The 25,335-nt window shown below is 58.8% G+C and carries 16 protein-coding genes; 7 read left to right on the top strand and 9 right to left on the bottom strand.

What is annotated here, in order from left to right:
• Position 1: 1 nt before the first annotated feature.
• The 9 genes from tssM to AAD018_RS03695 form a co-directional block, all read right to left on the bottom strand.
• Positions 2-3,574, bottom strand: a complete 3,573-nt coding sequence (gene tssM, locus AAD018_RS03735) for a type VI secretion system membrane subunit TssM (RefSeq protein ID WP_367313468.1) — start codon at positions 3,572-3,574, stop codon at positions 2-4.
• 53 nt (positions 3,575-3,627) lie between these two features.
• On the bottom strand, positions 3,628-5,199 hold the full coding sequence (gene icmH / locus AAD018_RS03730) for a type IVB secretion system protein IcmH/DotU (protein ID WP_367313469.1): 1,572 nt from the start codon (positions 5,197-5,199) through the stop codon (positions 3,628-3,630).
• Positions 5,199-6,530 (bottom strand): type VI secretion system baseplate subunit TssK, encoded by a 1,332-nt coding sequence (gene tssK / locus AAD018_RS03725; protein ID WP_367313471.1) that lies wholly within the window; start codon positions 6,528-6,530, stop codon positions 5,199-5,201. The genes icmH and tssK overlap by 1 nt, the downstream gene beginning before the upstream one ends.
• Positions 6,531-6,630: 100 nt before the next feature.
• Entirely contained in the window at positions 6,631-11,520 is a 4,890-nt protein-coding gene (locus AAD018_RS03720; RefSeq protein WP_367313472.1) for a beta strand repeat-containing protein, read from the bottom strand.
• 374 nt (positions 11,521-11,894) lie between these two features.
• Positions 11,895-12,536, bottom strand: coding sequence for an ATP-binding cassette domain-containing protein (locus AAD018_RS03715; protein ID WP_367313473.1), 642 nt, complete (start codon positions 12,534-12,536; stop codon positions 11,895-11,897).
• Positions 12,529-14,247: an ABC transporter permease gene (locus AAD018_RS03710; protein ID WP_367313474.1), complete on the bottom strand. Its 1,719-nt coding sequence runs from the start codon at positions 14,245-14,247 to the stop codon at positions 12,529-12,531. Before AAD018_RS03710 ends, AAD018_RS03715 begins: the two co-directional genes overlap by 8 nt.
• Positions 14,231-15,430 carry an ABC transporter substrate-binding protein gene (locus tag AAD018_RS03705; RefSeq protein ID WP_367313475.1) on the bottom strand — a complete coding sequence of 400 codons (1,200 nt, stop codon included), beginning with the start codon at positions 15,428-15,430 and terminating at the stop codon, positions 14,231-14,233. The genes AAD018_RS03710 and AAD018_RS03705 overlap by 17 nt, the downstream gene beginning before the upstream one ends.
• A 1-nt stretch (position 15,431) precedes the next feature.
• Positions 15,432-16,061, bottom strand: a complete 630-nt coding sequence (locus tag AAD018_RS03700) for a CDP-alcohol phosphatidyltransferase family protein (protein WP_367313476.1) — start codon at positions 16,059-16,061, stop codon at positions 15,432-15,434.
• 103 nt (positions 16,062-16,164) lie between these two features.
• A complete protein-coding gene (locus AAD018_RS03695; protein ID WP_412005198.1) occupies positions 16,165-17,460 on the bottom strand; it encodes a dihydrolipoyl dehydrogenase family protein in 1,296 nt (431 codons plus the stop codon).
• 162 nt (positions 17,461-17,622) lie between these two features.
• On the opposite strand from AAD018_RS03695, the gene AAD018_RS03690 reads away from it, so the two are divergent.
• The 7 genes from AAD018_RS03690 to AAD018_RS03660 all read left to right on the top strand — a co-directional run bounded on the left by AAD018_RS03690 (position 17,623) and on the right by AAD018_RS03660 (position 25,302).
• Entirely contained in the window at positions 17,623-19,200 is a 1,578-nt protein-coding gene (locus tag AAD018_RS03690; RefSeq protein ID WP_367313478.1) for an alpha-amylase family glycosyl hydrolase, read from the top strand.
• 112 nt (positions 19,201-19,312) lie between these two features.
• Entirely contained in the window at positions 19,313-20,401 is a 1,089-nt protein-coding gene (locus tag AAD018_RS03685; protein ID WP_367313479.1) for an ABC transporter ATP-binding protein, read from the top strand.
• Positions 20,402-21,487: an ABC transporter ATP-binding protein gene (locus AAD018_RS03680; RefSeq protein WP_367313480.1), complete on the top strand. Its 1,086-nt coding sequence runs from the start codon at positions 20,402-20,404 to the stop codon at positions 21,485-21,487. It begins immediately after the preceding gene.
• The gene (locus AAD018_RS03675) at positions 21,487-22,359 is read left to right on the top strand and encodes a carbohydrate ABC transporter permease (RefSeq protein ID WP_367313481.1); all 873 of its coding nucleotides are present in this window, start codon (positions 21,487-21,489) and stop codon (positions 22,357-22,359) included. Before AAD018_RS03680 ends, AAD018_RS03675 begins: the two co-directional genes overlap by 1 nt.
• On the top strand, positions 22,356-23,246 hold the full coding sequence (locus AAD018_RS03670; RefSeq protein WP_367313482.1) for a carbohydrate ABC transporter permease: 891 nt from the start codon (positions 22,356-22,358) through the stop codon (positions 23,244-23,246). Before AAD018_RS03675 ends, AAD018_RS03670 begins: the two co-directional genes overlap by 4 nt.
• A 1-nt stretch (position 23,247) precedes the next feature.
• Positions 23,248-23,523 carry a DUF2160 domain-containing protein gene (locus AAD018_RS03665; RefSeq protein WP_367313483.1) on the top strand — a complete coding sequence of 92 codons (276 nt, stop codon included), beginning with the start codon at positions 23,248-23,250 and terminating at the stop codon, positions 23,521-23,523.
• A gap of 63 nt (positions 23,524-23,586) precedes the next feature.
• Positions 23,587-25,302 (top strand): ABC transporter substrate-binding protein, encoded by a 1,716-nt coding sequence (locus tag AAD018_RS03660; RefSeq protein ID WP_367313484.1) that lies wholly within the window; start codon positions 23,587-23,589, stop codon positions 25,300-25,302.
• Positions 25,303-25,335 lie beyond the last annotated feature (33 nt).

The raw sequence follows: 25,335 nt of genomic DNA, 5'->3' as shown, positions 1-25,335 counted from the left end.
CCTAGTCCACGCTTTGGGGACACTGGAACTCGGAGAGTTCGGGCATCAGAAAAGGGATGGTGCGGGCGTCTGCCCTAATCTCGAGAGGAACGGGAATTCCTCCCATCGAATAAGTTCCGCGCATCACGCCGCCGTCCTGACTGCGAGAAGAGGCTTCTCTCAGGAATTGAATGATTGACCAGTTCCCGTATCGGTCGAACTGTTTCGCGCTAGGTTGTCGTCCCGGGCTTGCCGCCTCCATCAAGACCGTTCCGTTGTTTCCCGGCCAGACCACAGATTCTGATATCGCTCCGCGAAGATCGACTTCTATATTTTGATCGCCGAAACGCACGAGGAGGAAGCTTAAGGCAGGCTGAGCTTGGGCGAGACTGATCTGGATGCCTACAGAGGGCTGATCGCCGCCGCTGGCGAAAAAGGCGTCTTGGATCCTCTGCGCTCGCTCGAACTGCTTTAGAGCTGCAGAAGAAAGATTATCCGCTAATGGACTATCGGGCCGAACCTGGAGAGTTCCATCCCGCGTCCGATTGACGTGATTGATAAGGTAGGTCCGGAAGTACTGATCAATTGTTCCGCCCGGGCTGAAGAACCGGCCGAATTCCCCCAAGGGAAGGCCTCTGCCATCCTGTGCGAAAGGAAATGACTGAACGATGTTCGAGCAGGCATAGCTGACATCCGAGAAAAGCGCGGCGTTCATCTCGTCAATTGTCGCATCGCGTGCTTCGATGCGCAGGTCGTCAGCAGCCTCATCAATCAGTCGCTCCAGCGTTTCGGGAAGGCGTGATTTGATCTGGCGAAGAGCAGCGAGATGGCGCCGCAGCTCGTCCAATGCGCCAGCGGGATCGGTCCGCGCCTCGATTGCCCTGTTCTGGAAGATCTGGTTGAGCTGGGCGAGGACCCCGTCGATGGGCCGGGCGCCGCGCTCTCCCTCAAGCAGGAGGTGCCATTCCTCAAAGTCCCGCTCGATCCGGGTCACGGGCTCGAGCGCGTTGTCGGGTTCGCCGGAGGCTCGGGTCTGGTTTTTGCCTCCCCGGCGATTGCCAGCGGATTCGAGCAGGATCCGGGCGACACCGCCCTGTTGGGAGATAAATCGCTGTCCCAGCCTCCGGCTTGCCTCGTCCCCCATGCCGCCAAAGTCGCCCGTGGCGATCGCTTCAGGATCAAGGGAGGCCAGTTCGTCTACAAGGCGGGTCAGTCTGGTTTCGTAAGTCACCTCGTTGACCAGAAGAAGCATCGGGGAGGTGGTAGGAGACGCGAATTCCTCTAGCGCACGATAGGCGGGCTGATCTGCTGACATCGAAACCAGCTCGATCCTCGCAAACATGTCGGTCCAGGCATCGCGGAATTCCTGACGATACCGGTTGAGAAGCGCGGGTGAGAGGGCGTCCAGTTGCTCGTCGAACCCTGAACGTTCGGCGGCCTCCCCCAAAACCCATTGGTCGTCCTTCAAGCGTTGGGCCACGGTATCGAGGGCAGGGAAGAAATACTCCCAGAAGCCAACGAATGTATAAAGCGCGGGAACGGTCAGGTCGGATAGGTCGCTGCCATCCGAGGACTGGAATACGAAGGACCCAGACGGCGCGGTGGCCTCGGACAGGCTCCAGTCGGGTAGGACAGCAAGCTCCGACCCGCCCTCGATCAGGGTGTAGGCCTGTTCGGCCAGCGGCATGCGGACAATGGCCTGCCGCGCCCGGGAGATCACATCGGGATCGAGGCCGATCCCCACATCGCGGGTATTGTCGAGCTCGAGCATCGCCGAGAGATGTTCGTTCAGTGCCTCGCGTTCATCAAAATCGGCGAGGGAGGCGAAATCCTCGGTCCGCCACTGCTCTTCGAACCATGCCGCGATCGCTTCGTCGTCGGTTTGCCCGCCGACACCGCCCAGAAGCATGTAGACCTTGAGCGCGCGATAGATGAGCGGCAAGTCTCCCTCTCGTAGGTAGCCGGGGATACGGCGTTCGATATCGAGGATAAGGCGGGGCCGGAGCATCTTTTCGAGCGCGTCGGAATAAGCCTCCTCAGAGGCGACCGACATGCGTTTGCGCTGGCCCAGTCCGAAGGTTTCCCAGATCTTACTGTCGGTCTGCTGACCGTAGCCGGTCGGCAGGGTCCGAAGGAGGTTCAGATGCGGCAAGATCGGACGCAGGTCCGGATCCGAGACGATATTGCGCTGGATCTCGGTGGCGGCCACGGTCTGGTATTGACGAATGTCCGCTTGTGCGGTGCGTAGCAGGTTGGCGTTCTGCCAATAGCTGACCCCGAGCCCCGCGAGGACGCCCGCCGTCACGAGACCGAGGAGCGTGAGGCTGACAGCGGTGAAGACGCGGCGGCGCGCGACTGCTCTTTTGTCGAAGGACACCCAATCGCGTTCTTCGAAGATCACGCGGCGCAGCAGATCGTGCAGGAAGTAGCTCTTTCCCTTGCCCGACATGAAAGCGGGTGTGAACGCTCCGGTTTCCGTCCCGCGGCTCATGGCGCCAAGGACCTGGTCGATCGGCGTGCCTTCCTGGGTGCCGGAGGTGAAATAGAAGCCGCGCAGGATCGCGCTGGTCTTGTAGCGCGTAGGCTCGAACACGCGGCGCAGGAAGGTGCTGACATTGTCGCGCAGGAGCGCCATCTGGCCGGGAAGACCGAAGATCGCGATGCGGCTGATGCCGTCGGGCTCTTCGCTCATCCGGTCGATGATCTCGTCGGAGAGGCGGCTGACGAGTGCGTCGAATTCGGCGGGGACGTCCTCGTAGGTCGCGGCCTTGCGATCCTTGGTCTGGAAGGTCACGCCCCAGACGCTTTTCCGGCGGCTGAGGCTGAAAGAGCTGAAATACTCGCGGAAGCCTGAGATCAGGTCGGCTTTCGTGAAAAGGACGTAGACCGGGAAGTCGACCTTGAGCGCCTCATGGATTTCACCCAATCGGTCGCGCACGATATCGGCGTGGCGGGCAAGCGCCTCGTCGGTGGTCGAGAGCATGTCCTCGACCGAGAAGGCCAGGATGACGCCGTTAATCGGCTGATCGGAGCGGGCTTTTTTCAGGAGGCCAAGGAAGGCCGTCCAGCTTTTGCTGTCGGCCTCGGCATCGCTGTCCTGCGTGGTGTAACGGCCCGCCGTGTCGATGAGGACGGCATCCTCAGCAAACCACCAGTCGGTGTAGCGCGTGCCACCGAAGCCTTCGACAACACCGCCTTCCTTACCCTCGAGTGGGAATTCGATGCCTGAATTGGCAAGGGCGGTCGTCTTGCCCGCGCCGGGAGGGCCGATGATGACGTACCACGGCAGATCGTAGAGATAGCTGGCGCCGCCCGATTTCTTAAGCGTCGCGAGGGCGCCTGTCATTTTTTCGGACAGGACCTTGGCATCGCCTTCGACCACCTGCGGGACAATGGCTTCTTCGAGCTCGGCAGCGCGGCGGCGGCGGCGGCGTAGGCGGACGAGGAAGACGATCAGAAGAACACCGTAGATCACGCCCAGGATCGTGAGCTGGATCCAAGGGGTCGAGAGGGGTCCCCATCCGGTCATCGGGCCGCCAAACCAGACGGCGATCCCGATGCAGATTAGGCCCAAGATGATGAACGGGATGCGCATCCACGACTTCCAGCGAAGACGCAGGCGAGGCATTCTGAAGAGGCTGGACAGTCTCAATACGTGCCCTCCCGAGCGACGAGGATCTCCACGCGGCGGTTGAGCGCGCGTCCTTCCCGGGTTGCGTTGTCGGCGATGGGATCGGCCGGGCCGCGTCCTTCGACCTGAATACGGTCGGTGTTTCCGATGGACTGGCTGAGCACATCGGTGACGGCCTGCGCGCGCGCTTCGGACAGATCGAGGTTGGTCTTGTAGCGCGCACTTGCTCCCGGCTGGATATTGTCGGTGAAACCCTGAACGAGGATCGGTCCCTCTTCCTGATCGAGGACCTGGGACACCTCCGCGATTGTGGCGATGTAGTCGTCATTGACCACGGCGCTGCCGCTTCCGAAGGAGAGGCTGCCGACACGTACATAGATAAAATCGCCCCGCTCGCCGACATTGACTTGACCTGCTTCGATCGGGCCTGACAGTCTGTCGCGGATCCGGTCGATCTGGGTTGTGTCGGAGACCGGCACGAACGCTTCGGGCGGCTGGATAATCCGCTCGAGGCTGACATTGGGCGCTTCGGCATGGAGGCGGTTCAGCTGGGTCACGACCGCTGTGCCGTCCCGCGAGATCAGGGTGGAGAGCGTGGCAAAGGCCGCCACCAGCATAACTGCGGCGACCGACATCCAGACCCAAAGCGGCGGGCCCGAGAAGCGGCGCTTGCCGCCTAGCGGGACGGCTGTCCAGCGCGTGGAGATATCGTCGTCCGGTCGCGGGTTAACACGGCGCAGGCTTTCATAGATCGCAGAGCGGATCCGGCCAAGCTCGACCGTGCCGTTTTGCGACATGCGGTACTGACCTTCGAAGCCGAGGCTGAGGCAGACCAGCATGAGTTCGAGCAGGTTATATTTCTGGCCCGGCGCCTGCATCGCCTTTTCGGCTTCCTGAAAGAAGCCGACGCCAGAATCGCGCTTTCCGAAAAAGCGCGCGACCATGGAATATTGGATCCAGATTCCCCGATCCGCGCCCGGCAGGTTCTGCACGATATCGTCTGCCGTCCCGCACAGGGCGTATTTCGCTATCTCGGCGTCCTGCGGATCGGCGCCGATCGAGATGGCGTTCTGGGTGTAGCCGTCAAGTTCGCGGGTGACGTGTTCCATCAGGGGGACGGCCTGCATCTCCACCAGCCCGGTCCGGAGCCGCCCGAAGAGGATCAGGAGATTGGCCGCTGCGGCGACAAGCGGGTTGGACGATCCGCCTTTTCCTAGGCCCGTGGCCTTGAGCGCTTTTTCCAGCGGGATCTTGGGTCCGGTGGCCTGAATCGGTTCAGGGCCACCTGTTCCGATCTCGGGGAAAAAGCCCTCGGAGGCGGTGACGGGGCGACCGATTTCGCCGGGCGTGTAGGATTGCTGATAGCCCGATTGCGGACGGTTTGGCTGGACCGGGGTTGGCCCGCCGAGCCACGTATCCTCTCGCGAAGGCTGGAAACCGCTTCCGGTCTGACCGGTGCGGCCCGGCGGCGGGGTCGGGAGAGCGCCGCCAATAATCGTCTTGTCCGCATCGCCGGACGGCGCGGATGGCCGTTCGGGCGGCGGAAGCTTCTTGCCGAAAACCGTTTTGTCGTCGTCGGACCCGGTCATCAGGTTTTCTCCGGAACAGCCCAAAGTTCGAGCTTGAGTTCAGGCCAATCACCCGCGAAATGCATGCCGATGGCCGGAGCGGTGGAGAATTCCTGCCAGAGTGGCGTGTTCTTCTCGAGCAAAAAGTAGACATTGGACGAGATGACGCGGATCTGGCGAGGCGGATTGGGGAGGTGGACCAGACCGATCCCGGGGAGATTGTTCTTCACGATCTCGCTCATCCGGGTGTTCGGTCCCACCTTGCACAGCTCTGGGAACTGCTGCTGGACTTGGGTCAACTGCTTGCCCGTCTCGACCTCGATGACGAAGGTCGCGTTGCGGAAGAGGGTCCGGTCGGCGACTTCGGCGATGAAGGAGTTTTGCCGGACCTGACGCAGGTTAAGCCGCGTCGCGCGTCCCACATCGCGGCTGAGGAGCCGTTGGATGTCTTGCACAACAGGGGTGAAGGCGGCTTTCGGATCGCCATGGTCGTAGATTTTGTATTCCGGTGCGGTTCTTGCGCCTTGATCGAAGGTCGACAGCTCCCCGGCGAGGCCGATGAGACGCTCGTAAAGACGCTCGGGATGGACGTTCCGGCTGTCACGCATATGGCGAAGCGTCCCGATCTCGCGGTTGAGCGTCATAAGCATTAGATAGTCGGTCGCCTGCATCCCGCCGCCTGCCGAAGGATCGGAGGCATAGCGCGCGAGGTTCTCGAGCTTGGCCTCGACCCAGCCAATCACTCGCGTCAGAAACCCCATCAGAACGGGATGGGCGGCAACGATCAGGGCGGGCGGCGCCACCGTGTCGTCCATCGAAACGACGCCGTCGCGCACCTCGGAAATCCGGGCCAAGCGAAGGCACTGAAAGCCCTCTTTCGGAGATTTGCGCACGACGAGTTCAAGACGCGGAACAGCCACTTCAAGATCGTGTTCGATCCGGGCGGAACTTGCATTATCGGCGACGACCTGCGGATGGATCCGGTAGCGTGTGGCTTCTCCGGACCCGTCACCGCCTACATCCTGACCGTTCTGGCTGACATCTGGCAGGGTCAGCCAGACAAAGAGACCGGCCGCATCGCTTGGAACCTCGACCGGAACAGGCAGGATGCCGGCATTGGGCGCGTCGAAAGGCGTTCCGTCCGGCATGATCCCCGTGACGGACCGTAGGCCCACCCTGCCCTGCTGCGCCATGTCCTTGTCGAGGACCATATCGGAGACACCCCAGGGATAAGGGGTCAGGACACCCGTCCGAGCCTCGATCAATCGCTCAGCGTAGCGATCCGCCTGCTGCAAATGTTGCGGCTGAAGGAAGAGACCTTCCTTCCACGCCACCTTGCTGAACCAAGACATCAAAATCCTTTCGTGCTCGCGGCACGTTATCAATTTCGACTGTGAAACCTCAGATTATGAGGGTCAAGTCGGGTTCCCCTGACCTGGGACGCGCAGCCCCTTAGAACTGAATGCGGACCTGAGCGGTCAGACCGTAGCTTTCAACATCCTCGCTGAACCGCGCATCGGCGCGCACTGAGGCATTGAACTGCCGCGCATTCGCCAACTGCCCCGGGTCGAGGATCCGGATGTAGTTCACACCGGCGCTCACCTCTCCATAGGTGCCGAGGTTCGAAGATGTCGATTTGTCGATCACATCGTTGCCATCCTCGTCGACCCGCGTGAAGACCGATTCCGGGTCATCCGCGAAGTCGCTGTAGATCGTGGCGGTACCAAAATAGTTGAGCGCGGACAGGCCATTTTCGGCGAATTGCGATCTCGACAATGTGGCACCGACGAACCCGACATTGCTCTGGCTGTCCTTGATCTCGAGCGTTCCGCTGTCGAATTCGATCTCGTCCGTTTCTGTCCGCGTGAAAGCAAAGCCCGCGGTCGGAATGAAGCCGAAGCCGGTCTCACCGATCGGCATGAAGTAGCTGGCCGATCCGCTGAGCGTCTGGGCACGGCTTTCGAATTCCTGATCGAGCCCGAGACCCGCCGAGCCGCCCCGCGCTTCGTTGCTGATTTCGAAATCCGTCCGCTCGATCCGGTATTGAAGATCCGCCGAAAACGGGCCCCGATTGGCGGTCATGTAGACGCCGAGATAGGTTTGGCGGAAATCGACTTCGTTCTTGCTGGTCTGCTGATCCTTAAGCTGCCGGGTTCCCGTCAGATCGAGCGCGAAGACGGGCTGCTCGGTTTTGCCGACATTGACGCCGCCGATCCCGCCGAACGCCAGGTCCCAACCGTTGTAAAAGCCGTTGAAGCAGGCATAGTCGCCTCCGAATTGGATACCGGAATAGGTTGCCGATAGCGTACTTTCCAGCTCGATCTCGTCGGTTTTCGTCGTGCCGTTGACTTCTGCCGTTCCGCCCAGCGCACGCGTCCAGCCACCAACGCCGCAGCTGTCTTCATCGTCATAGGCCAGACCGATGACAAACGGGCTCGACGGTCTGTTCACGATCGAGCCGATTAGCGATTGGGTCAGTGTGATGTTCCCTGCGATCGCGCCAATGGCCGGATTGACCTGGTCGGAGATAAAGAGATCGCCCCCCTCGCCCCGGCCAATCGCATAGATGATCGCTTCGCCCGCGCTTGGCAGACCGGTTGCGGTGAAATTAAAGTCGGTATCACCGTCCTGCACGTCGAAAACCAGAATATTGCTTTGCGGACCAACAGGAGTGTCGGCGAGATCGAAGACGAGATTGATCGTGCCACTGACATCGCCGCTGACGACAACCGTGTCGGCGGCATTATCTGTCGAGGCATTTTCGTCCCGACCTGAAAGATCAGCATCGAGAACGAATTCTCCGCCATTCAGATCGCCATCGATCCGAATAGTATCGCCCAAAGAGCCATTTCCTGCAGAGGTCACGCGCCCCGTGCGATCGGAATCAAACGCGTTGTTAAGATTGCCGCTGATGCGCAATGTTCCTGGCTCGGCCAATGCGATAACGCCGGAGTTTTGGACGTCACCCAAGATCCTAGACCCTGTTTCCACGGCGAAATTTCCACCGTTCACCAGAGAAGATGTCAGCGTTCCGTCCAAAGATGTATTCCCCGAACCCAAATTGGTGAACTGCGTCGTCTCAAGACTTCCATTGATCGAGAAAAGACCGGAGTTGGATACGCCCCCTCCAACCTCGAGCGGGGCGTTGACCGTAACCTCACCGGACGACTGCAATTGGTCCGTAATAGTACCGGACAACAAAGCAGTGCCGAGATTGCTGACGTCTCCGTTAATGACGCTTGTTGACGTCATCGTCGCGGGCGCTTCGTTTCTGACATTCCCGATGATCGTGCCCTGATTGGTCAGGTTTCCGTCAGCTCCGAAATTCGTGAAGACGGGATTGTCTGCGCTGGTCAGCGTCAAGGTTCTCGATGAGGACACTTCGAATGTTCCGGAGTTGGAAATCATCGCAGCAGAGAGATTTCCTCCAGACATGGAAAACTCTCCACTCGAAGAGATATTGCCGTTCACTGTCAGATCGCCGGTCAGGTCAACTTCACCGGAGTTTGTGAAGTTGCGGCCGATAAGGCCTCTTGCCTCGGCAGTTCCGCTATTCGTCAGTGAGCCGTCCAAAGTTCCACGAAGACGGGTGATCGCATCTTGGGTATTGGTGATGTTTCCGGTGACGCGGCCATTGATATTGGCGGTGCTCGACCCGTTGTTTTGGATCGAGCCTGTTAGAAGGCCGTTGCTGACCACATCTGTGACACCGCGATTTTCAGCTCTGACATCACCGCGAAGCTCACCTCCTGCGCGGACCCGCACGACGCCCGAATTCTCGACATCCGCAAGGAGCGTTCCCTCGACAGTCAATTCACCTCGATCGCCACCCTCGCTTTCCAGTGTTAGCAGGCTATCGATCTGGCTCGTTTCAGTCGGAGACGGATCGGCCGCGACTCTGATCGACCCCAGGCTGTTAACCGGACCGGTCGCTCGGCCACCGATCATGACTAGCGAGCCATCGTTTTCAAGGCGCCCGTCGAAAGTACCCACCAGGTTCATCTGACCGTTGTTTTCGAACTGGGATGACGCCAATGTTCCATTGACGTTGACTATCCCGCCGGTGTTCGTGTCTGTGTCCGCGTTCCGCGACACAAGGCGTGTGCCCTCGTCCACCGTCAGAGTGCCGCCATAAGAAATACTGTCGACGGTTGTCGTCCCCGCCCGAACGTTTACCTGGCCTCCGCCGCCCCGGAGCCCCCCTTCGAGGTTCATCGTGTCTACGAAGTTTGTCTCGCCCCCGCCAAAGGTCGTGAGATCTCCGACAACTGTGTTGGACAGCTCTGCCGTTCCCCTATTGTCAATGTCACCGACAATCCGGCCGCCGCTTCGTAAGGTTCCGGTGCCGTCATTTTCGAACATGTTCTGAGCAGTCAACGTTCGCGTATCTCCGACCGTTACCAAGCCGTCGTTATCGAACAGCTGGCTGACCGTAAGATTTCCGCCGGAGACGCGGAATTCTGCATCGTTGTTAATCTGCCCTGTCACGTCGAGATCCCCGGTGATCGTTGTCAAATCCGCGAGGTTGTCGAGACGTCCGGACAGACCCCCCTCGATGTCGAGCCTTCCTTCGTTCGCCAGAATACCGACCACTTGGCCGTCGCTGTCCATCGCGCCGTTATTATCAATCAGCGCGGCCTCCAACGTCCCGCGGCCGTTCACAAAGATGGTACCGTTGCTGACAACCTCATCCGCGACCAAGCGCGATCCGATAATGCGTAAACGTGTGTCATCGGCCATATCTGTATTGGTAAGATTGATATCTCCGTTGACGGTCAGATTACCATCGACCGTCGCAAGGCCGGCCCCGGTGATGAAGACATTGTTTGTTATTCGGCCTGCAAGATTTGCGGTGCCCGAATTGTTTAGGGTGCCATCGATCTCGCCATTCAGATCTATTTCATTCTGATTGATAACTTGCCCGATAACGCGTCCATCGACATCTAATGTACCGGTATTGTTGATGGTCGATGCCTGAAGGCGTCCCCGTGCGTTTCCATTTGCTTCGATCCGCGTGATGCCTGCGTTCTCGTAAAGACCGACATTGTTCAAACCGCCATTTGACCGGATCACAATCGTGCCCGGATTTCCCATTACGGATTGGTTGTCGACGGTATTTCCCTGAGCATTGATGTTCACATCGATCGTCACCCTATTGCGGTTGTTGAGATCGCCGGTGAGCTGCTGAAAGACGTTGAAATTGAGATCTGAGTCGTTCTCGATATCTCCCCGCAGGCGCACGCGCCCCTCCACGTTCGAACCTTCGCGCAATTCGATTGTGTCCGCCTCTACGATCAGGATTCCATCTCCGGCACCGTTGATGAGACCTCCGTTCGCATTCGTAAACGTCTCCATCTCGGAGAGTCTGACATTGTTGTTTTCGTTCGTCGTCACGATCCCTTCGTTAACGAATATTCCGGAGGCCTCGGAGTTGCCTTCGACTTCGAAGCGGCGTGTTGCGTTATTTTGTACATCGCCGAAATCGCCAGAGGCCCTGACCCTGCCGTTGTTCGTGACGAGCCCCGAGATGGTGCCGTCGTTGAAAAGCTCACCAGCGTTGTCGACCGAGCCGTCCAAAGAGCCATTTCCGGATAGATTGAGCGTTCCATTTTCAGCAACAGTGGTGGAAACGGTTTCACCATTATCTGAATCGGATACGGCCGCGTTTAGATTTACCGTGCCGTATTCTCCGACCGAGAGCTGGCCATCGGCATCGACGGGCGCGTTGACCGTCAGCTCACCGGTAAAGATCGTTCCGCCGCTTTCGACACCAGATACCGAGATGTTGTTCGTGCTCGTGGCACTTTCTATGGTTGCTGTGGCGTTTCCGTCTGCGGCAGTCCCCTGAACAGTGATGTCACCGGTGCCGGTATTCAACGCGCCTGATGCCCCGAGAGTTATTACTCCACCATTGGCGGTTATGGCCTGGGTCGTTCCCTGAAGGCTCAGGTTTGATCCGTTGGCTGTGACATTCCCACTGAGTGCCCCATTGCTCGAGAAGGCAGCTCCTCCGTCGACGGAGATAATGCCGCCGAGAGCTCCCTCGTTCGTGACAACGATGTCTGAGCCTGAGATATTCAGGCTATCGACAGCTCCCTGATCCCCGGACAGGTTGAGCGTTCCATCGCCACCAACCGAGAAATTACCGTCGAGAGCCGAACTGACCTCGGCTTCGACTTCATTGCCCATGGTGATGCCAATGCTACTGCTCGTATCTCCAATTATGCCGCTACCGTCGCTTTCGACTGTATAGCCTTCGGCATCTATAGTGATGCTGCCCGGGATCACTGCTTCATTGACAGTTATGGTGCTTTCATCGTCATCGCTCGTGGGAGAGGACAAAAACACGTCATCATCATTCTCAAACCTCAATTGGCCAGAACCAGTTTCGGATGTCCATTGCTCGTCTCTGAGGTTCCAGCTGCCATTCCCGGCACCCACTTCACTAGAATCTGAATCATCATCCCAGAACACGTCCTTCGCGAGAGCAGGCGAAATCCCAAACGTGGTTGCCAGCACAACGCCGGTCAGTGCGCTTGTGAGAAGAAGCGCCGTTCTGCTTTGATGGCGGCGTGACGTTTCAGGTCTTCGGGTTTGAAAATTCAGCATGAAAAATGTCCTGATAAAAAGCAGACTCGTATGGAGTTTGCATATGCAGCGCAGGGGTTCAACTCGCCGGAGAGGTTCTCGGGCGAGATTAACATTTCCGCCACAACCTAACGTGATGCTGAGATATCCAGAATTCGTCCTGGGGCTGCCTGAACGTCTGCAGGCTCGTGCGTCACCATCATTACTGGCAGGGCCCGCTCCACCGCCATGTCGAAGACAAATGTTCTGATCTGATCTCGAAGCTCGGAATCGAGTTTCGAGAACGGCTCGTCCAGCAAAACCGCCTCAGGTTCGGACAAAAGCATACGCATGAGAGAGACACGCGCCTTCTGTCCTCCGGAAAGAGTGGCTGGATCACGATCTCCTGCATCTGGCAGATCGATCGCGCGAAGTGCGCTGCGCACCCGCTCGGATCGGTCTGTGCGGGTTCCTCCGGGACGCAGGCCGAAGGCCAGGTTTTCAAAAACGCTCATATGCGGAAACAGCAGATCGTCCTGAAAGAGCAAACCGATCCGGCGGTCCATCGTTGGGAGATCCGTCACATCGCGCCCGTTCAGGATCACGCGGCCTTGTGCTTTGAACTCTAGCGGAAGCGTACCTGTCAGGTAAGCCAAAAGTGTCGACTTTCCTGATCCGGATGGTCCCATCACAGAAAACACCTCGCCCGGATGGATCGTGTCATCGAAAGCGACGAGCAATGTGTCGCCCTTCCAGATCTCGATATTCTCCAGCGTCAGCCCGTTAGCCATGTCTGAGATCCGCACGGTTTCGCCAGACCCAGGCTGGCAGAGCGAGAGCAGCGGCGAAGGGTAAGAGCGCTGCTGCGGTCTGCAGCAGAGCATATACGCCAATCGCGCGGCGATCTCCGCCCGAGGAGAGAGCAAGTGCCTCTGTTGTCAATGTCTGAACGCGTCCCCCGCCGATCAGCAAAGTCGGGAGGTATTGCCCAACGGAGACGGCAAAGCCGACGGCGAGGGCTGTGAGAAGCGGTCGTAGCATCATCGGCAGCCGGATCGCCCAAAGCGTTCTGTCAGGGCTTGATCCAAGAGCGGAGGAAACCACCGCGAAGCGGGTATCCCAGCTCCTATAGGGATCGCCCAGAGACAGGAAAACGTAAGGAAAGACAAAGACGATATGAGCCAGCGTTACGGCCAAAAGACCTCCGGACAGTCCGGCGCCGAGCATCAGGGTCTGGAGGCCTGGCAGGAAGGCCGTTTGAGGGATCAGAATTGGAAGATAGAGTATGAGAAGGGCTTTGGATGATAGTTTCAGACCATAGCGATGCTCTGCCTCCAGACATCCCAGCGCCAGAAACAGCGCCGCAAGAACAGAGCAAGCCGCAATGAGAGCGGTTTGGCCAGATGCGGCGGCAAGGCTATCGGCATGCCGCATCCAGCTTTTGAACGTGAGGGTGTCCGGACTGACATCGGGAAACCGCCATGATCCGGCGAAAGACCAGAGAGCGAGGGAGGCCAGTCCTGTGAAGATCGTGACAACTGCCAATCCGCCAAACGCGACACCGGTACTGCGGAGCACACGATCACGCCGGCCCCGCCGACCGGACACAACGGCCCTGTGTCCGAGCCGCGCGACCAACCGTTCGCCAAGCCGCCAAATCAGGATCGCGCCCAACACAAGAAGAGCCTGCCAAAGGGCTGCCGCGGCTGCGACGAGACGCATGGAAAGATCCGGATCCGACATCCATCTGACGATCTGCACCGAAAGCGTCGGCGGCAGATTTGGACCCAGGATCACAGCAACATCGACGACGGACATCGAATAAGACAGCACGACATAGATAGGCAATCTGATCTGCCTATAGACACGTGGAAACACCGTCTTGAGCCAACCCGAAATTCGTCCGTAGCCAAGGGTCTGTGCTACCTTCATGGATCTGTGGCCGCCGGTCTGGCCAAGCGCGGCAAGGGTCATCAGAAGGAGAAACGGAACCTCCTTCGCGATCAGGCCCGCTGCGAGGGAGAGGCCGAGCGGATCCTGCAGAATGAGTAGATCCGGCGGCCGATCCCAACCGGTGAGCGAAGGACTCACCGTACGAATGATCCATCCCGACGGTGCGATCAGAAAGGCCAGTCCGAAAGCTGCCGCGGCATGAGGGATCGAGAGAAGAGGTGACAGGACAGTTTGCAGGATTGCAAAGACACGTGTGCCCGACCATCCGGCGACGATGAGCACGACTATGAGAAGGGAAAGCGCGGTGGTCAGAAAGCCGACGCCAAGCGACAGGAACGTGGCCCGCCATATGCCCGTCCAGGCAAAAAGATCGAGCATAGGATCCATGGTGAACGACGTTTGGCCAATCGCGGGGAGATACCCAAAAGCAGGCGCGACGGTTCCAGCAAGCCCTGCGCAAACCGGGCCAAGAAGAAGCAGGATCGTCAGAATAGGAAACCAGGCCAGCCTGCCGGACCGCGGACGGCTCACCTCATCTGCCGCTGCCATACCGGGCAACCCAATCTGCCGCGATCCGTTCCGCCCAACTTGGATGAGGCTCGGGCAAAGCCGGTCCGAGCTCAGCGGGAGGGAGGGTTGCGATTCCAAGATCGAGCGCGTCGAAGGCCTCTCGTTCTGACGGGGCCAGCTTGTTCATCGACAGAACCGTTCCATAGCCAAGGATATCGGGATCTTGCGCCCGCAGCTGCGCCTCGGGGGACAGCAGGAAGTTGGCAACGACCATAGCCCCTTCGGTTGCGCCCGAATTGTAAGGGATGGCCACGAAGCTCGCATTGCCAAGCGTTCCACGATCAAGAACGAAGGTTCGTACCGTGTCGGGCAGCTGGTCGTTTGCAATGGCCGCTGTCGCCTCTCCGGGAGAGAAGGAAATTGCGAGATCGATTTCTTCATCCGCGATCAATTGGAGCTGGCGAGGGCCGGTCTGGGGATAGGCGCGTCCTTCGCGCCAGAGGGTCGGGGTCAGTTCCTCGAGAAAAGCCCAAAGCGGCTCTGTCACTTGGGGGTAGGTTTCGTCGGTTGCCGGGGCCGCCAGAGCCTCTGGCTCGTCGGTTAAGTCGATCAGTGCCTGTTTCAGGAAAGTCGTGCCCAGAAAGTCAGGCGGCTGCGGAAAGGTGAAGCGGCCCGGGTTTTCGGTACTCCAACCAAGGATCGCATCCATCGATCCAAGGGGATCCGGGAGATCCCGAGTATCGTGCATGAAGACGACCTGAGCCATGGCCCACGGGCTTTCGTACCCTTCAGTTGGCACAGTGAAATCTGTCTGAACTGTCTTTCCCTCGACGTCGACGAAGTCCCAGTTCGGCAGATCTTCTGCAAATGGACCGTAGAGCAGGCCCGCATCCTTCATGGCGGCGAAGTTTGCGCCGTTGATCCAGATCATATCAATGGCGCCATCCGTATCCTGCCCGGCCTGCTTTTCAGCGAGGACGCGGCTGACGGCCTCGCCGGTATCGGTCAGCTTTACATGTTCCAGCGTGACGCCATAGTCCTCTGACACCCGCTTGCCGACCCATGCGATGAAGTCGTTTGTTGTCGTGGATCCGCCCCATGCATTCCAATAGACCGTCTGACCTTGGGCGGCGTCGAGCACGGCAGGCCAGTCCGATGGATTGCTTTCGGCTGAGGCGGTCAGCGGAGCGAGTGCAATAAGCGCTGTTACGATAAATCTCATGTCAGGTCCCTGCCTCGTCGCTGGTTGGTGCGAATATACGCCGCGCCAGCAGTATTCTTGATATGGCGGTGATGAAACACAACGCTCCGAAGATCCACGCCAAAGCCGGAAACAATCCGGGGAAAAGGCAGAGGAGAACAAAGAAGACGATCGTCTCCGTGCCCTCCAGAAGACCGCCCGTGAAGTAGAGCGACTTTACGCCCCGCGCCTCAGTCGTGATTTGAGCCTTTTCGGCGAGGATGGCGTAGCCGAGAAAGCTTGTCCCGTTGAAGTAAAAGCTGGTGAGCAGGAAGGCTCCAGCAGCGCCGTTCGCATCGGGATTGTTCAAGACAAAGGCAAGGGGTATGACCCCGTAGAAGAGAAAATCGCACGCGATATCGAGATAGCCGCCGAAATCCGTGCGTGCGCTGGCGCGAGCCACGGCGCCGTCAAGGCCGTCGGCGAGGCGCGATGCGAGAAGCGGGATCAAAGCCCAGCCGGTCGCGCCGACTGCAATCAGGAGGGCGGCGACCAGACCCAGGATCAGCCCGGCGAGCGTGACCTGGTTTGCTGAAATACCCTGCCCCGCGATGCTACGACCAAGCGCATTTAGAGGTGGATCAATCAGTTTTCGGGCAGCGGCGTCCAACATCTCTCGAACTTTTGTTTTGCGTCGTTCTCATCTTTTGCGCCGGGCTGCGCAATCAGCCTGACGCTTTTGTGAGAAGAAGACGGATCACTGGTGTGACGGCCATCTAGCGCCGACCAACGACCTCTTCTGCCAGAGTTGGATGAACCGCCGTTGCCTTGGTCAGATCCTCGGATCTACCGCCTGCCGCAAGACAGGAGGCGATCCAAGCAATCTCGTCGGCGGCGGAATGGCCGATCAGAACAGCCCCTTTAAGCTGTCCGGTCGCGCTGTCGCTATTAATCTTGCCATAAACCTCGATCGTCTCAGCGGATAAGACCCCACTGGGCAGGGGCGTGGTGATTCCGTCAAATGCGGTGCCACTCTCCGTCTCACCTACTTGGGCAATGGGAGGGTAGAGGAAGGTGGCGGAGCTAACCAGATCGAGATCAACAAGCCGCGCGCCCTCGCCGAACAGGATGTCCGCCAGCGCTTCACCGTCTCGGGTTGCGACAGGGGTGAGCGGAAGCCGATCAGCCGCATCACCTATTGCATAGATGCCAGAGGCTGACGTCTCCAGACGGTCGGTGACCTTTAGCGCGCCGTTTTCTGCTCTTTCCATGCTCTCCGTGACTGGTCCGAGTTCATCGATGTTCGGCGAGCGCCCGACAGCACATAGGACATGAGTGACCGCCTCCGCGGGTCCGCTATCGAACTCAACGGTGATCTTGCCGGCGGTTTTCGAAAGAGATGTCGGCTCAACGCTAAGCCGCACCTTTATACCGCGCGCAGTGAGAATGTCCTGGGCATGGCCGACAGCGACTTCATCGAACTGCTCGAGAAGCCGGTCGCCAGCATCGACGATGCAGACATCGGATCCAAGTGCGCGGAAAATAGAGGCGAATTCACACCCGATGTAGCCGCCGCCGATGACGAGAAGGCTCTTGGGTATCTCCGTCCACTCGAACACATCACGGCTCGTAGAAAGAAGATCCTTACCAGGAATATCCAGAAGAATCGGGGATCCTCCGGTCGCCAGAACGATATTCTTCGCGGATAAGATTCGGCCCTTAACGCGCACTTGTTTGTCATCGAGTAGCTCGGCATCCGCACGCAGGACGGTCACTCCGGCATCCTCCAGCGAGGACGCATAGCTTTCGCGGATCGCTTCGATCTTATCTGAAATGCGCGTCTTCAATGCCTGCAGATCGAACGGGCCAAGATTTGGCGCGATACCAACCGTCTCGAGCTCGCGGGCATCCTTCCAGACACGGCCTGCTTCCCACATCAGTTTTTTCGGCACGCACCCACGATTCACGCAAGTGCCGCCGAGGTTTTTCCTTTCGATAAGGCATACCTTCGCCCCGAGCGAGCTGGCCCTCGTGGCGCACGAGATGCCTGCAGATCCCCCGCCGATGACCATCAAGTCGAATGTATCTTCCGTTGTCATCGATCTCTTCCCTTCGAGTTCCGCCGGTCAGGCAGTTTCAAACGCCCGGTCCCCTGCCGCAGTTCCTGTTCCCGAAGGAACCTGTTCCGCTAAGAGGACGTTCAAACGGAATACCTCAAAGCGGAAAACGATCTCATGATAGATGATACCGGACCCACTCCTCGTAGAGGAGGTTGGCCAATCGCTCCCGTCATCTATGAGATCTACCCCCGCTCGTTCCGGGACACGACCGGATCCGGCGAAGGTGATCTGCGCGGTGTTATGGAAGGTCTCGATCATGTGGCCTCCCTTGGGGTCGATGCGATCTGGATCACCCCATTTTTCGTAAGCCCTCATGTCGATGGAGGCTATGACGTCGCTGACCATCGGCAGGTTGATCCGCGATATGGCACGATGGCGGATTTCGACAGGCTGGTCTCGCGGGCGCATGATTTGGATCTCAAGGTGATGATTGATCAGGTGCTCAATCATACCAGTGATCAGCATCCCTGGTTTCAACGAGCCATCGAAGGGGATGCGGAGTTTGCTGATCGCTATCTCTGGGTCGATCCCAAGCGCGATGGGACTGCGCCGAATAACTGGTTGTCCCAGTTCGGCCCTCCGGCCTGGACATGGAACCACAAGAGACGACAGTATTATTTCCACCAGTTCCTTGCCTGCCAACCATCGCTGAATCTGCGAAACGAAGCTGTACAGGAGAAGCATCGAGCCGAGATTCAGTGTTGGAGAGACCGCGGCGTCGACGGGTTCCGGTTCGATGCGACGACGTCGTACCTTTACGACACATCTTTGAAGGATAATCCGCCCGCATCGGCGGAGGTGCAGGATAAAGTGTCGGGGGAGAACTTCGTCCCCTACACCTATCAGGATCATGTTTATGACATGCTTCCGGGCGACGGGGTTGCCTATACGAAGAAGCTCCGCGACTGGGCTGGTGACGATGCGTTTCTTCTGGGAGAGATCACATCGGGAAATCAGTCCGTCGAGCTTGCATCTCAGATGGTTGCCACCGACCAGCTCGACGCCTGTTACACCACTGATATGCCCGAGGGCAAAGGGACACCTAAGGTAGTGGCTGATATCCTGTCGCGGCAAGACAAGACCGCCTCGGCGTGGTGGATGTCGAGTCACGATCAGCCGCGCCACGTGACGGCTGCCGGAGATGGATCGGATCGCGACGCGCGCCTCTTCGCGATGCAATGTGCCGTTCTTCCGGGACCGTGGATGATTTATCAGGGCGAAGAGCTGGCCTTGCCGCAGCCTGACCTGACCAAGGAAGAGACGACCGATCCTCTTGACCTACTCTACTGGCCGGATGGCCCCGGGCGGGAGGGACCGCGTGTCCCGCTGCCTTGGCATGAGGGGGCAGACCACTATGGGTTCACCTCAGGAACACCATGGCTTCCGATGCGATGGCCCCACGGGAAGGCTGTGATGCGTCAGAGCGAGGAAGACGGCGTCGCGGCGTTCTATACCGAGCTGCTGAAGATCAGAAAGAAATACCGGTTAGGCGAAGGCAGCTGGACGGTCGAGGAGGCCACGGATCATTTGCTGGTCCTTTCGCGCGAGACGCCTGAAGGCCATTTCCGGGCGATCTTTAATCACGGCCAAGAGCCCCGGGATCGGGCTGATCAAGAAGGAGATCTCGTCTTCTCGAGCGAGGCGGATGACGGCCTTTCCGCTCGTGTCGGGATCCTCCTGACCCGCCCCTGAGATCGGCCGCCCACGCCAAGTCCTTCAAATCTCTTGGATCTCGGGGCGCTTTTGCGTTGCGTCGTTTTCCTCCTTGGACCTAAGATCAAAGTCCGGGCAGGGGAGGTCCAAGATGACACTGACACTCACGAACGTGTCAAAGGCCGTTGGGGCACACACCCACATTCATCCGACCGACCTCGAACTGCAAAGCGGAACGATGAATGTTCTGCTTGGTCCGACGTCGTCAGGGAAGACGTCTTTGATGCGTCTGATGGCCGGGCTCGACGTTCCAAATACAGGCCAGATCCTTTGGCGCGGTGAAGATGTGACCGGCCAACGCGTTCAGGACCGCAAGGTCGCGATGGTTTATCAACAGTTCATCAACTACCCATCGATGACGGTCTACGACAACATCGCCTCGCCGATGAGGCTGATGGGTCAGTCGCGCGACGAAATCGACAATAGGGTTCGTGACACTGCAGAGCTGATGCAATTGACGCCGATGCTGGATCGCAAACCACTGGAATTGTCCGGCGGCCAGCAGCAGCGCTGTGCTTTGGCGCGGGCGTTGGTCAAGAATGCGGGTCTCGTTCTACTGGACGAGCCGCTCGCCAATCTCGACTACAAACTGCGCGAGGAGCTTCGGGCGGAAATCCCTAAGATCTTCGAAGCCTCCGGTTCGATCTTTGTCTATGCCACGACCGAGCCAGAGGAGGCGCTGCTTCTCGGCGGCAATACCGCGACGCTTTGGGAAGGTCGCGTCACGCAGTTCGGGCCGACCCCTTCGGTTTACCGCAAACCGGTCGATGCGACGACGGCGCGGGTCTTTTCAGATCCACCGATGAATTTCCTGACGGTACGGAAGGGCGGCAACGCGCTTTCTTTCGGCGACGGTCAAAGCGCACCGGTCCCGGCTGGGCTGACAGCACTTTCCGATGGGGCCTATATGGCGGGCTTCAGGCCCAATCATCTCGAGCTTCATCAGCATGTTTCCAACGCGATGACCTTCGAGACCCAACTTGTGGTCACCGAAATCACCGGATCGGAAACCTTCGTTCATCTCGATCACCATGGCGAACGGTGGGTCGGTCTGATCCATGGCGTCCAGCAGCTGACCCTCGGCCAGAAGCTTCCGGTTTATCTCGATCCATCGCATGTCTACGTGTTCGCCACCGACGGAACGCTCGTCTCGCCAGCTCCTTACGCGGAGGCCGCATAGATGGCGAAAATCACACTCGACAATCTTGCCCACTCCTATCTGGATACGCCCAAATCTGAAGACGATTACGCGCTAAAGGAACTGAACCACGACTGGGCCGATGGGGAGGCTTATGCCCTTCTTGGCTCCTCCGGATGCGGGAAGTCGACGTTGCTCAATATCATCTCGGGGCTTCTTCAGCCCAGCGAGGGTCGCGTCCTTTTCAACGATATGGACGTCACGCACGCTCCGACAGCCGACCGTAACATCGCACAGGTGTTTCAATTTCCGGTCGTCTACGACACGATGAGCGTGCGCGACAATCTTGCCTTCCCGCTGCGTAATCGCGGCGCAGAGCCGTCCTATATCGCCCAGCGCGTGACCGAGATTGCCCGCATGATCGGCATGGAGGCCGAGCTGGACCGCAAGGCGCGCGGGCTCACCGCGGACGCCAAGCAAAAGATCAGCCTGGGGCGCGGCATGGTGCGGGAGGACGTGAACGCTCTGCTCTTTGACGAGCCGCTGACCGTGATCGACCCGCATATGAAGTGGGAGCTGCGCACCCAGCTTAAGTCGCTTCATCACGATTTCGGTCATACGATGATCTACGTTACGCATGATCAGACTGAGGCGCTCACTTTCGCCGACAAGGTGGTGGTGATGTATGATGGGCGCGTGGTGCAAATGGGTACACCACAAGAGCTTTTCGAGCGTCCGGCGCATACCTTTGTTGGCTATTTCATCGGATCGCCGGGCATGAACTTGCTGGATGCCGAAATCAGCGGGCGCACCGCAAACATAGACGGAACGCAGATCGACCTCGGTTCTGGCTATGAGGCCGCTCCCGGCAAAACGCAGATCGGGATCCGGCCGGAATTCGTCCACCTCTCCACAAATGGCGAAGGCCTGCCCGCAAGAGTCCGCCGGGTCGAGGATGTGGGACGGCACAAGATCGTCCGGCTCGATGTCGCGGGCAAAGAGCTGAGCGCCATCGTTTCCGAAGAGGGCGGCATCCCAACAGATGCCAACCACGTCACTTTTGACGCAGGTCACATCAACGTCTACGCCAATGACTGGCGTATCGCGCCGTCTGGAAAGGCTGCCTGATGGAAAAAACCGTCAACCAAAAAGCGTGGTTCATGGTCCTGCCAGTGCTGGTGCTCGTCGCCTTTTCGGCGGTAATCCCGCTAATGACGGTCGTCAACTATTCGGTGCAGGATACGTTCGGGAACAACCAATTCTTCTGGGCCGGCCTCGAATGGTTCGAGGAAATGCTAGCGAGCGAGCGAATGTGGGCGGCCCTCAGACGGCAGCTCATCTTCTCGGCGATCATCCTCGCCATTGAAATTCCGCTTGGGATCTTCATCGCTCTCAACATGCCTAAAAAGGGCTTCTGGGCCTCGTTCTGCCTTGTCGTGATGTCCCTGCCGCTCCTGATCCCATGGAACGTGGTCGGCACCATCTGGCAGATCTTCGGTCGCGTCGATATCGGGCTGCTTGGCTACACGCTCGACAAGCTCGGCATATCCTACAACTACACACAGGACTTCTTTGCCGCCTGGGCCACAGTTATCATGATGGATGTCTGGCACTGGACCTCGCTCGTGGCGCTTCTGGCCTATGCTGGCCTGCAGTCAATCCCCGACGCCTATTATCAAGCGGCGAAGATCGATCAGGCCAGTCGCTGGAAGGTCTTCCGCTACATCGAATTGCCCAAGATGGCGGGCGTTCTGATGATCGCGATCCTGCTGCGGTTTATGGACAGCTTCATGATCTATACCGAGCCCTTTGTCGTCACCGGTGGTGGTCCCGGCAATGCGACGACCTTCTTGTCGATTGACCTCGTCAAGATGGCGTTGGGACAATTCGACCTCGGCCCGGCAGCCGCTTTCTCGATCATGTATTTCCTTGTCATCCTGCTGATCTCGTGGGTCTTCTACACCGTGATGACGAACCTCGACAAAAGGGATGGCGCATGATCGATACTGCGCAAGCTCCCGGCGCGAGCCCCATCCCTGGCGATGTTACGGCCAGCCATCCGCGAGCCCGCGCGCGCCGCCGCTATGTCCCGAAGGGAAGCGCCATCGTCATGGCGCTTTACCTGATCTTCCTGATGCTGCCGATCTACTGGCTCCTCAATATGAGCCTGAAGACGAATGCCGAAATACTCGGTCAGTTCTCTCTCTGGCCGCGCAATCTGACCTTCGCCAATTACGAGAAGATCCTGACCGACCCTTCCTGGTACATGGGTTATGTCAATTCGCTGATCTATGTTGTGCTCAACACCGTCATCAGCCTCGCCGTCGCGCTGCCTGCCGCCTACGCTTTCAGCCGCTATACGTTCATGGGCGACAAGCACCTGTTTTTTTGGCTGCTGACGAACCGGATGGCGCCGCCTGCGGTCTTTGCCCTTCCGTTCTTCCAGCTTTACTCCGCTGTCGGCCTCTTCGACACGCATATCGCCGTGGCGCTGGCCCATTGCCTTTTCAACGTGCCGCTTGCGGTCTGGATCCTCGAAGGATTCATGCGCGGCGTCCCCAAAGAGATCGACGAGACCGCCTATCTTGATGGCTATTCCTTTGGGCGGTTCTTCACTCGCATCTTTATGCCGCTGATCGCTTCCGGCATCGGCGTCGCGGCTTTCTTCTGCTTCATGTTTAGCTGGGTGGAATTGCTCTTGTCGCGGACGCTGACATCCGTCGACGCAAAGCCCATCGCGGCTACGATGACCCGCACCGTCTCAGCCTCTGGCCTCGACTGGGGCGTCCTCGCTGCCGCAGGGGTCCTGACCATCGTACCCGGAGCGCTCGTCATTTATTTCGTCCGGAACTACATCGCCAAGGGCTTTGCCCTAGGGAGGGTGTGATATGCTCGACTGGATGGCTTGGACCTGGCCAACAGCGGTTTTCTTCCTCACGATCGCGGCGCTTCTGATCGTCTTCACTGTCCTTGCCCTGCGCTATCCGGAAACGCCTCGTACTGGCATTCTACGGATCGAGACGACGCGGGGCGACCGGCTTTTCATCACGCTTCTGGGCAGCGCTTTCATCAATCTGGCTTGGCTCGGCCTGACGGATCTGCACCAGCTCTGGGCGCTGGCGGTCTGCCTGCTCTTTGCCATTCTCGTCTTTCGCTTCGTCTGATCGAAGCCAAAGCGCGCCGGGATCAACCCGGCCATACTTACGGTTCACCAAGGGAGGAACACTATGAATTTAACATTAAGATCAACAACGGCGGTCGCGCTTGCCTTCGCGGGGCTTCCGGCCTTCGCGGATATGGACGCCGCACGCGCCTTTCTCGACGCAGAGATCGAGCGGTCCGTCCTGTCCCGCGAGGAGCAGGAAAACGAAATGCAGTGGTTCGTTGATGCCGCCGCCGCCTTCGATGGAATGGAGATCAATGTCGTCTCTGAAACGATCACGACCCACGAATACGAAGCCAACGTCCTTGCGCCTGCCTTCACGGCGATCACCGGGATCACGGTCAATCATGACCTGATCGGCGAAGGCGATGTCGTAGAGAAACTACAAACGCAGATGCAGTCGGGCGAGAACATCTATGACGCCTACATCAACGACAGCGATCTGATCGGCACCCACTGGCGCTATCAGCAGGCGCGGAACCTCACCGATTGGATGGCGGGTGAAGGCGCGGATGTGACGAACCCGGGTCTGAACCTCGACGACTTCATCGGAACCCAGTTTACCACGGGTCCGGATGGCAAGCTTTATCAGCTGCCTGATCAGCAATTCGCGAACCTCTATTGGTTCCGCTATGACTGGTTCACCGACGAAAAGAACATGGCGGATTTCGAGGCCGAGTACGGCTACCCGCTTGGCGTTCCGGTCAACTGGTCAGCCTACGAAGATATCGCCGCTTTCTTCACCGGGCGCGATCTGAACCATATGGGCGTCGATGGTGAAGTCTTTGGCCATATGGATTACGGCAAGAAGGATCCGTCCCTCGGCTGGCGATTCACCGATGCGTGGATGTCGATGGCAGGCATGGGGGATATCGGTGAGCCAAATGGTTTGCCTGTCGACGAATGGGGCATCCGGGTGAATGAGAACTCGCAGCCTGTCGGCTCGTGCGTCACACGGGGCGGAGCGACGAACTCTCCCGCAGCTGTCTACGCGATTGAGAAATATACCGACTGGCTTCAGAACTACGCGCCGCCCGCAGCGGCTGGCATGGTCTTTTCCGAGGCGGGACCTGTGCCTGCTCAGGGATCCATTGCGCAGCAGATGTTCTGGTACACCGCCTTCACCGCCGACATGGTGGGTGACGGGGCCGCCGCAGTGCTGAACGACGACGGCACGCCGCGCTGGCGGATGGCGCCTTCGCCGCATGGTGTTTACTGGGAAGACGGCATGAAAGTCGGCTATCAGGACGCCGGATCCTGGACTTTGATGGAATCCACTCCGGTCGATCGCGCCAAGGCCGCTTGGCTCTATGCGCAATTCGTCACGTCCCAGACTGTCGATGTCGAGAAGTCCCATGCCGGTCTGACTTTCATCCGTGAAAGCACGATCCAGCACGACAGCTTCACCGAACGCGCGGATAAGCTTGGCGGTCTGGTCGAGTTCTACCGCTCGCCAGCACGCACGCAGTGGTCGCCCACTGGAACCAACGTGCCCGACTATCCGAAGCTGGCCCAACTCTGGTGGCAGAATATCGGGGATGCGTCCTCGGGTGCGAAGACCGCTCAAGAAGCGCTCGACAGCCTTTGCGAGGAGCAGGAACGCGTGCTTGAGCGTCTCGAGCGAGCAGGTGTCCAAGGCGATCTGGGTCCCGTTATGAACGAGCCGCAGGAGGCGTCCTACTGGCTTGAGCAAGATGGCTCTCCGAAGGCCAAGATCGAGAATGAGGACGAGGAGCCACAGACCGTCGCCTATGACGAGCTGATCCAGTCCTGGCAATAGACTGCTTTTCGGGTCGGGGCGTTTGCGCCCCGG

Source organism: Aestuariibius insulae, assembly GCF_040783535.2.
Taxonomy (GTDB): domain Bacteria; phylum Pseudomonadota; class Alphaproteobacteria; order Rhodobacterales; family Rhodobacteraceae; genus Aestuariibius; species Aestuariibius insulae.
The sequence above is the reverse complement of the archived record's forward strand: the minus strand, read 5'-3'. Positions and strand labels throughout refer to the sequence as shown.